The organism is Streptomyces sp. NPDC001634, assembly GCF_040298185.1.
Lineage (GTDB): Bacteria > Actinomycetota > Actinomycetes > Streptomycetales > Streptomycetaceae > Streptomyces.
This window is the reverse complement of record NZ_JBEOZU010000008.1, coordinates 167,276-175,727: the sequence shown is the minus strand read 5'-3', so window position 1 is coordinate 175,727 and position 8,452 is coordinate 167,276. Positions and strand designations below refer to the sequence as shown.

The 8,452-nt window shown below is 69.9% G+C and carries 9 protein-coding genes; 6 read left to right on the top strand and 3 right to left on the bottom strand.

Going from position 1 to position 8,452, the window contains the following annotated elements; genetic code table 11:
• The coding region (gene glgB, locus ABT186_RS07920; protein WP_351237012.1) for a 1,4-alpha-glucan branching enzyme at positions 1-1,026 on the top strand (1,026 nt) is incomplete at its 5' end.
• A gap of 356 nt (positions 1,027-1,382) precedes the next feature.
• The gene (locus ABT186_RS07915; RefSeq protein ID WP_351237010.1) at positions 1,383-2,177 is read left to right on the top strand and encodes a SigB/SigF/SigG family RNA polymerase sigma factor; all 795 of its coding nucleotides are present in this window, start codon (positions 1,383-1,385) and stop codon (positions 2,175-2,177) included.
• Positions 2,178-2,491: 314 nt separating this feature from the next.
• Here the strand turns inward: ABT186_RS07915 and ABT186_RS07910 are convergent, their stop codons facing one another.
• Entirely contained in the window at positions 2,492-2,848 is a 357-nt protein-coding gene (locus tag ABT186_RS07910) for an ANTAR domain-containing protein (RefSeq protein WP_351237014.1), read from the bottom strand.
• A gap of 141 nt (positions 2,849-2,989) precedes the next feature.
• Between ABT186_RS07910 and ABT186_RS07905 the strand changes: the two genes are divergently transcribed.
• From ABT186_RS07905 to ABT186_RS07890, 4 genes are all read left to right on the top strand, one after another.
• A complete protein-coding gene (locus ABT186_RS07905; protein ID WP_351924108.1) occupies positions 2,990-3,655 on the top strand; it encodes a UdgX family uracil-DNA binding protein in 666 nt (221 codons plus the stop codon).
• A 123-nt stretch (positions 3,656-3,778) separates the two neighbouring features.
• Entirely contained in the window at positions 3,779-4,459 is a 681-nt protein-coding gene (locus ABT186_RS07900; RefSeq protein ID WP_351237006.1) for an ABC transporter permease, read from the top strand.
• Positions 4,456-5,127, top strand: coding sequence for an ABC transporter permease (locus tag ABT186_RS07895; protein ID WP_351237004.1), 672 nt, complete (start codon positions 4,456-4,458; stop codon positions 5,125-5,127). Before ABT186_RS07900 ends, ABT186_RS07895 begins: the two co-directional genes overlap by 4 nt.
• A complete protein-coding gene (locus ABT186_RS07890; protein ID WP_351924106.1) occupies positions 5,124-6,059 on the top strand; it encodes an ABC transporter substrate-binding protein in 936 nt (311 codons plus the stop codon). Before ABT186_RS07895 ends, ABT186_RS07890 begins: the two co-directional genes overlap by 4 nt.
• 27 nt (positions 6,060-6,086) lie before the next feature.
• Here the strand turns inward: ABT186_RS07890 and ABT186_RS07885 are convergent, their stop codons facing one another.
• Positions 6,087-7,106 carry a hypothetical protein gene (locus ABT186_RS07885; protein WP_351924104.1) on the bottom strand — a complete coding sequence of 340 codons (1,020 nt, stop codon included), beginning with the start codon at positions 7,104-7,106 and terminating at the stop codon, positions 6,087-6,089.
• 184 nt (positions 7,107-7,290) lie between these two features.
• Positions 7,291-8,445 carry an ABC transporter ATP-binding protein gene (locus ABT186_RS07880; protein ID WP_351924102.1) on the bottom strand — a complete coding sequence of 385 codons (1,155 nt, stop codon included), beginning with the start codon at positions 8,443-8,445 and terminating at the stop codon, positions 7,291-7,293.
• Positions 8,446-8,452 lie beyond the last annotated feature (7 nt).

Sequence of the window (8,452 nt, the reverse complement as noted above, 5' to 3'; positions counted from 1 at the left end):
GTCGCCAACGCCGTGTACTGGTGCGAGGAGTTCCACATCGACGGCCTCCGCGTGGACGCGGTGGCCTCCATGCTCTACCTGGACTACTCACGGGAACCCGGTCAGTGGAGGCCGAACGAGCTCGGGGGGAACGACAACCCGGACGCGGTGGCCTTTCTGCAGGAGATGAACGCCACGGTCTACCGCCGTTGCCCCGGCGTGATCACGATCGCCGAGGAGTCGACGGCCTGGGACGGGGTCACCCGGTCCACCGATCAGGGCGGCCTGGGCTTCGGTCTGAAGTGGAACATGGGCTGGATGCACGACTCGCTGGTCTATGTGACCAAGGACCCCGTGCACCGGAAGTACCACCACAACGAGATGACGTTCTCGATGGTGTACGCGTACAGCGAGAACTACGTGCTGCCGATCTCGCACGACGAGGTGGTGCACGGCAAGCGGTCGCTGGTGTCGAAGATGCCGGGCGACTGGTGGCAGCAGCGCGCCAACCACCGCGCCTACCTGGGCTTCATGTGGGCCCACCCGGGCAAGCAACTCCTCTTCATGGGCCAGGAGTTCGCGCAGGGGGCGGAGTGGTCACAGGAGCGCGGTCCCGACTGGTGGCTCCTGGACCCCGCGTACGGCGCGGAGTCCGACCACCGGGGCGTACGCGACCTGGTCCGCGACCTGAACACGGTCTACGGCCGCACCCCCGCCCTGTGGCAGCGCGACACCGAACCGTCCGGCTTCCAGTGGGTGGTCGGCGACGCGGCCGACGACAACGTCTTCGCGTTCCTGCGGTACGACGCGGAGGGCACGCCCCTGCTGGCCGTATCGAACTTCTCCCCGGTCGTCCGCCACGACTACCGCCTGGGCGTACCCGACGACGTCCCCGCCTGGCACGAACTCGTGAACACCGACAGTGCGCGGTACGGCGGCAGCGACGTCCGCAACCCCGGCCCGGTCAGGCCCGAACCCGGTCCGGGGCATGGCATCCGCCTCACCCTCCCGCCCCTCGCCACCATCTGGCTGAGCCCGATGAAATGAGCCGGAGAATTCCAAGGACCAAGGACCAAGGACCAAGGGCCAAGGACCAAGGACACGGACCACGGACCACGAACCTGGAATTTCCGGCATTCGCGCACAGTGACACTGCTTGAATCCGGTGTCACTGCTTGAATCCAGGGTCACCTCTTGAATCCGGGCGATTGCCGGGAGTCAACCTGTCGATGAAATTGTTTGACGACACGGAAGGCGGGAATAGGCCTTGTCAAGTGCTTCGGACAGGAGGCACACCTCCGTGGGAGCTGGCCCACCAGATCCCGGGTGTGTCCCGTGTGTTCTGTGAGTGCGCCCTCCCATGGCGACTGTTCGGTCGGCCCCCTGAGGGAGTTGTCAGCACCATGGGCATCACGGTCAAATCGAAGCAACACCCGCACGACGACGCCCCCGACACCGGCGAGGCCTTCGCACGGCTTCGCGGTCTGTCCGACGGCCCCGAACGGCAGGCGCTGCGCGACGAGATCGTCCAGTCGTGGCTCCCCATGTCCGAACGCATCGCCAGGCGCTACCGAGGCCGGGGCGAGTCGGTCGAGGATCTGTGTCAGGTCGCAGCACTGGGCCTGGTCAAGGCGGTCGACCGCTACGACCCGGCACGCGGGCACGCGTTCGAAAGCTATGCGATCCCCACCATCACCGGTGAGATCAAACGGCACTTCCGCGACCACATGTGGGTGTTGCACGTGCCCCGCCGGGTCCAGGACCTGCGCAACCGGGTACGGACGGCCGTCAAGGAGATCGCCCAGGCGGCTCCCGGACAGGGCCCCACCCTCGCCGAGATCGCCGAGCACACGCACCTCAGCGAGGACGACGTCCGCGTGGGGCTGGAGGCCATGGACAGCTTCACCGCCCTGTCCCTGGACGCGGAGGTGGCGGGCAGTGACGACGGATACGCGCTGGGGGACGCCCTGGGCGAGTCCGACTCCGGCTACGACCTGATCATCGACCGCGAGGCCGCCAAGCCCTGTCTGGAGTCCCTGCCCGAGCGTGAGCGGACCATCCTCTACCTGCGCTACTTCTGCGGCATGACCCAGAGCCGCATCGCGAGTCGGCTCGGCATATCGCAGATGCACGTCTCGCGTCTGCTCAGCGGCTGCTGCGCGCGTGTGCGGGACGAGGCGCTCGCCGATATCGCGTGATCCCGGCCGGTCCATATCGCGTGATCCCAGCCGGTCCGATACGGCGTGATCCCGGCAGGTCCGATACGGCGGGATGCCGGACAGGTCCGACGGCCCCGGTCGAGGGCCCGGTCGGCATACGGCCGTCCGGCCCGCTCATCGACCGGACGGCCGTTGCGGTGGGCTCACTGCCGAACCCTCCCGGGAACGGTTTGGCCAGTGCGCCGCCACCTTCCGGACTATCCGCGAGAGGGCATTTGAAACGCCCGGCCCTCCAGGGCAACGCAGTGAATCGAGGGTCTATGGGTTGGAAATCTTCCGCAAGGCGGGGCATGTCACCGGGAAGGCGGATTCTCCGGAAGCTGCGTAGGACCGTAACGGTCGAGCGTGTCCTCCAGAAGGACACGGATATCGTTCGGCAACTGTCCGTTGCGTCCCCAGATGATTATCAGCTCGGCAACATTGCGCAGCTTGATGTTCGCGTGCTGGGAGACCTCCCGGAGCACCTCCCACCCCTGGTCGGGTGTCACATGGCCGAGGGCGACGAGCATGCCGATCGCCTGGTCCACGACCGCGTGCGACGTGACCGCCTCCTTGAGCTGGCCGACCTCCTCCTCCAACTGGAAGATCCGCTCCGCTTCGGGGGCGGTGGCGTCCGGCTCTTTCTTTCCCGGACGGGATTTCGAGGTCATCGTCCCCTCCGGGGCGGCGTGGCATTCGGCGAACTCGGGCGTTTCTTCCATCGTCGCCATTCGACCAGGTGTGTGCGAGCCGGGGAAGGGGTACTCCGGGACCGGCGGGCACAGCAGCGGGGGCCCGGAGGTGAAGCAGCCATGAGCGGTCCGGACGACGCCCGGGCGAGCGCCTACGACGCAACGCCGTTCCTGCCGCGCGAGGACGGGGGACTCGACGCGTACCGGCGTGCCGCCGCGGACTGCCACGGGTGCCCCCTGTACGAGAACGCCACCCAGACCGTCTTCGGCAGGGGCGACGCCTCGGCGCGGGTGGTCCTGGTGGGAGAGCAGCCCGGCGACCAGGAGGACCGGCAGGGCGAGCCCTTCGTCGGCCCGGCCGGCCGTCTTTTGGACAAGGCGCTGGCGGAGGCCGGTATCGACCGTGGCACGGCCTACGTGACCAACGCCGTCAAGCACTTCAAGTTCACCGTCCCCGAACGCGGCAAACGGCGCATCCACAAGGCGCCCAGCCTGCGCGAGGTGAGTGCGTGCGAGCCCTGGCTGCACGCGGAGCTGGAGCTGGTCGGCCCCGAGGTCGTGGTGGCCCTGGGCGCGACCGCCGCCAAGGCTCTGCTGGGGGACTCGTTCCGGGTGACCAAGGACCGGGGGAGCCTGATTTTGCTGCCCGGCACAGAGGAGGAGCAGTACGTCGTCGCGACCGTGCACCCGTCGGCGATCCTGCGCGCCGACGACCGGGAAGCCGCGTACGCCGGGCTGGTGTCGGACCTGAGGGTGGTGGCGCGGGCGCTGGACGGGCACACATAGGGATCACCGGGTCGCGGCCATCGACGCCACCGTGGGCAACCCCCATCGCCGGGGGTATCCAGTGACACCCCGACGGGTCACCACAACGAGCGCGTCCCCTCGCCCCGCCGGTGCAATGGACAGGTGACCGCGCCCCCGGACGACTGCCTCGCGCGCAACGAGTGGATCTGCGGTGAGTATCTGCGCACCCGCCGCCACATCCTCCTCGACGCGGTGCTCCAGCATCTGCAGCTGACGGTGGTCTCCGTTCTCATCGGCCTCGCCATCGCCGTCCCGCTGGCCGTACTGGCGCGCCGCTGGGGCTGGGCGGCCGGTCCGGTCCTCGCTGTCACCACGATCCTCTACACGATCCCCTCCTTGGCGATGTTCTCGCTGCTCCTGCCTCTGTACGGGCTGTCCGGGGCCCTGGTCGTCGCAGGCCTCGTCCTCTACTCGCTCACGCTGCTCGTGCGGAACCTCCTCGCAGGCCTGCGCGCCGTCCCCGAGGAGACCCGACAGGCAGCCCGGGGCATGGGATACGGCCCCATCCGGCTGCTGCTCACCGTCGAACTCCCGCTCGCCGTGCCGGCCGCCATGGCCGGGCTCCGCATCGCGACCGTCTCGGCGGTCTCCCTGGTCACAGTCGGGGCGATCGTCGGCTACGGCGGGTTGGGGAACCTGATCTACGCGGGCATGAACACCTATTTCAAGGCACAGGTGCTGACCGCGTCCTTGCTGTGCGTGGTGATCGCGGTGGTGGCCGATCTGCTGCTGCTCGGCGTGCAGTTGCTGATCACCCCCTGGACGAGGACGACCCGCGGATGAACACCCTCGCCGACACCTGGCACTGGCTCACCGACTCCGCGCACTGGGCGGGCGACGACGGCATCCGGCACCGACTGGAGCAGCACCTCGCCTTGACGGTCGTCTGTCTGGTCATCAGCTGCGCGATCGCACTGCCGGTCGCACTCGTCCTCGGCCACCTCGGCAAGGGCGGTGCGATCGCCGTCAACATCTCCAATGTCGGCCGCGCCGTCCCCACCTTCGCGGTGCTGGTGCTCCTGCTGCTCACCCCGATCGGCAGATGGGGCGAGGGCCCGACCGTCGTCGCCCTCGTGCTGTTCGCGGTGCCGCCGCTGCTGACCAACGCGTACGTCGGCATGCGCGAGGTCGACCGCGCGGTGGTGGGGGCGGCGCGGGGCATGGGGATGACCGGCAGACAGGTACTGTTTCACGTGGAACTGCCCCTTTCGTTCCCGATGGTCCTGAACGGGGTCCGGATCGCTGCCGTACAACTCGTGGCGACCGCGACGATCGCCGCTCTGGCGGGCGGCGGCGGACTCGGCCGGATCATCACCGCGGGCTTCAATCTCGCCAGTACGCCGCAGGTCGTCGCCGGGGCCGTCCTGGTGGCCGTGTTCGCGCTGATCGTCGAGGGGATCTTCGAGGCAGTCGGGCGGCTGACCCCGCACGGGACCAAGGGCGCGCGATGAGACCCTACGCGGTGATCGGGGCCCTGCTCCTGGCCGCCGCCTGTACCACCGGCCCCTCCCTGGAGACCCGTGGCCAGGTCACCGCGCCGCCCGGCAACAGCAAGCACCTCACCGTCGGCTCGGCCGGCTTCACCGAGAGCGATCTGCTCGCACATATGTACGCGCTGCTGCTGAACCAGGTCGGCTACAAGACGTCCATACTCACCGTCGCCAACCGCGAACTGTATGAACCCGCCCTGGAATCGGGGCAGATCGATGTAGTCGCCGAGTACGCGGCCACCTTCGCGGACTGGCTCAACGCCAAGACCAACGGCCCCGAGGCCGCGCCCGTCGGATCCCCCGACCTCGCCGCCACCATGAGGGCCTTGCGGACGTCGGCCACGCCCCGCGGACTCACGGTGCTCGACCCCGGGCGGGCGGTCGACCAGAATGCCTTCGCGGTGACGCGGGCGTACGCCGCTCGGCACCACCTCAGGACGCTCAGCGATCTCGGCCGGTCGGGCCTTGAGGTACGGCTCGCGGCCGGTGACGAATGCGTCCGACGACCGTACTGCGAACCGGGTCTGAAGAAGACGTACGGCATCGACGTCGTCGGAGTCGACCCGAAGGGCGTCGGCACCACCCAGGCCAAGCGGGCCGTCCAGGACGGGCGGGACCAGATGGTGCTGACCACCACGACGGACGCGACCCTCGACGAGTTCGGGCTGGTGCTGCTCGCCGACGACAAGCACCTGCAGAACGCGGACTACGTGGTCCCGGTCGTCAACCGCTCCCGCGCGGGCGGCGAGCGCGTCGCCAAGGCGCTCGGTGCCGTCAACTCCGCCCTCACCACCCAGGACTTGGCGTCGATGAACCGGCAGGTGGACAGCTGGCGGCGGCTGCCGGAGGACGTGGCCCGCACGTGGCTCCAGGACAAGGGTCTGCTGAAGTGAGGGGTCCGTGACGCGCCGTCGGCTGTTTCAACTGAGGAAACCGATGTGCACGTGGTCGTGGTGGGTGTTGTCGCTGAAGAACTGGCCGGGCGTCGCCCCGCCCGACAGCTGGATGGGCCCGCCGACGTTGTAGGACCCGGCGGCCGCGGCGTCACGCATGAAGCGCTCGACCAGAGTCCGTGGCGTTGCCGGGTCGACCACCGCCCGGCCGTCGATCCGCCAGACGTCGAACGCCCGGCCCCGTGGATGGTCGCTGGGCCGGTTCGTGCCGAAGACGTTCAGCGGGTGCCCCGAGCGGACCACACTCACATCCATCCGGTACGTCTCCGCCAGCCGCAGCATCGCGTTCAGGACGCTGTCGTGGACCCGGCCGCTGCGGAGGTCGGCCTCGGCCGCGGGCGGCAGTGCGATGTCGGTGTCGGCCAGCACTCTGCGTACGGCTGCCGACGGTGGGGCGACCGCGGCGCCGGGGTGCGCCGGGGTCAGGGCGGTGACGGTCCATCCGGACCGGGTCCGCACCAGCCGTACGTCGACCGTCGTACCGCCGGCAGCGACCCGGCCGCCCCGCCGGGTCCACTGCCGGCACACCACGAGCACGCTCGATGAGTCGGCGAGGATCCCGCCGTACTGGGCGTCCACCACCTGCAGCACGGCCGCATCGGCGTCCGGCAGCAACGGCCCCGCCTGGTCCACCGGACCGGTGGGCAGCCGGAGGGCCGCCACCCGGGCCTTCGCTGCGGCCGTGCCGCCCTTCCCGGCCGGCCAGGCCCCGATGGCCTCGATGAGCTGAACGGCGCGCAGCTTCACCTCCGGGTCGATCTCGGCGGACGTGGGGCGCCAGAGTGTGGTGCGGGGGAGAGCTGCGGCGGGCGAGGACGGGGCCGTACGGGACGCGCTCGCGGACGGCGTACCGACGGCCGCCCCCCGCCGGGCACGCCGATGCGGGGCGCTTGTGCAGCCACCGGCCCCGAGCAGCACCCCGACCGCACCGACCAGCACGACACGACGCCCGACCGGCCGCCTCTCGGTACCGGATTCTCGGCTCATGCCGCCCAGTGTCCGCCGCCCCGGTTGCGCGTGCACGTGCCGGACGGTTCTCACGCCGGGGTCGCCAAGTGTCTCTTACAAGGCGGCCCGCAGCGTCACCGACCGGGCTGCGCAACCGTTGCGCTCGTAGAAGCGGATCGCGTCGCTGTTCACGGCGTGACTCTCGCTGTTCACGGCGTGACTCCTATACGTCCGCCACCGACCGAAACGACACCTGCCCCCGCGAAACCCCCCGCGCATCCGCGTCCACCGACCGGCGAAGCGCCTCGTGCAGCTTGGCCGGGGTCAGCACCCCGAGAAAGCGCGCCCCGTCCAGCACCGCCACCCACCCCGCGTCGTGCTGCAGCATCACCCCGAACGCCTGCTTCAGCGGAGCGCCCAACGGAACCCAGGAGTTCATCCGGTGCGCATGGTCGCGGACCAGGCCGCCCGCGCCCAGTACGTCGGCCCCGGCCCAGCCGTGCAGATCGCCCTCCGCGTCGAGTACCACCGCCCAGCGCGCGCCCTCCGCACGCAGCCGTGCCGCCGCCCGTTCGGCGGGCTCGTCGAGTCGGGCGATGGGCGGCTGCTCCAGATCGCCCGGCTCGATCCCCGTCACCGACAGCCGCTTCAGGCCGCGGTCCGCGCCCACGAACTCGGCGACGTACGGCGTGGCGGGCATGCCCAGCACCGCCCCCGGCGTGTCGAACTGCTCGATGCGCCCCTGCCCGTACACCGCGATCCGGTCGCCGAGCCGCACCGCTTCCTCGATGTCGTGCGTGACCAGCAGCACCGTCTTGCGCACCGCCGCCTGCATCCGCAGGAACTCGTCCTGCAACTGTTCGCGCACCACCGGGTCGACAGCTCCGAACGGCTCGTCCATCAGCAGGACCGGCGGATCCGCAGCCAGCGCCCGTGCCACCCCCACCCGTTGCCGCTGACCGCCCGACAACTGGTGGGGGTAGCGCGGCCCGTACTTCTTCGGGTCCAGGCCCACCAGATCGAGCAGCTCGGCGGCTCGCGCCCGTGCCTTCGCCTTCTTCCAGCCGACGAGGGACGGCACGGTCGCCGTGTTGTCCAGGACGGTCCGGTGCGGGAACAGACCCACCTGCTGGATCACATATCCGATCCGGCGCCGCAGCCGCACCGGGTCGGCGGTCGCGATGTCCTCGCCGCCCACGAAGATCCGGCCCGAGGTCGGCTCGATCAGCCGGTTGACCATCATCATCGTGGTCGTCTTGCCGCAGCCGGACGGTCCGACGAGCGTGACGAGTTCGCCCTCGGCGACCTCGAACGAGAGGTCGTCCACGGCCGTCGTCCCGTCCGGGTAGCGCTTGGTGACCTGCTCGAACCGGATCATTCCCTCA

Bases quoted from the DNA above. Each gene is read 5' to 3' on its own strand.
- ABT186_RS07915 (WP_351237010.1), top strand. From the start codon at position 1,383: ATGGGCATCACGGTCAAATCGAAGCAACACCCGCACGACGACGCCCCC.
- ABT186_RS07910 (WP_351237014.1), bottom strand. From the start codon at position 2,848: ATGACCTCGAAATCCCGTCCGGGAAAGAAAGAGCCGGACGCCACCGCC.
- ABT186_RS07905 (WP_351924108.1), top strand. From the start codon at position 2,990: ATGAGCGGTCCGGACGACGCCCGGGCGAGCGCCTACGACGCAACGCCG.
- ABT186_RS07895 (WP_351237004.1), top strand. From the start codon at position 4,456: ATGAACACCCTCGCCGACACCTGGCACTGGCTCACCGACTCCGCGCAC.
- ABT186_RS07890 (WP_351924106.1), top strand. From the start codon at position 5,124: ATGAGACCCTACGCGGTGATCGGGGCCCTGCTCCTGGCCGCCGCCTGT.
- ABT186_RS07885 (WP_351924104.1), bottom strand. From the start codon at position 7,106: ATGAGCCGAGAATCCGGTACCGAGAGGCGGCCGGTCGGGCGTCGTGTC.
- ABT186_RS07880 (WP_351924102.1), bottom strand. From the start codon at position 8,445: ATGATCCGGTTCGAGCAGGTCACCAAGCGCTACCCGGACGGGACGACG.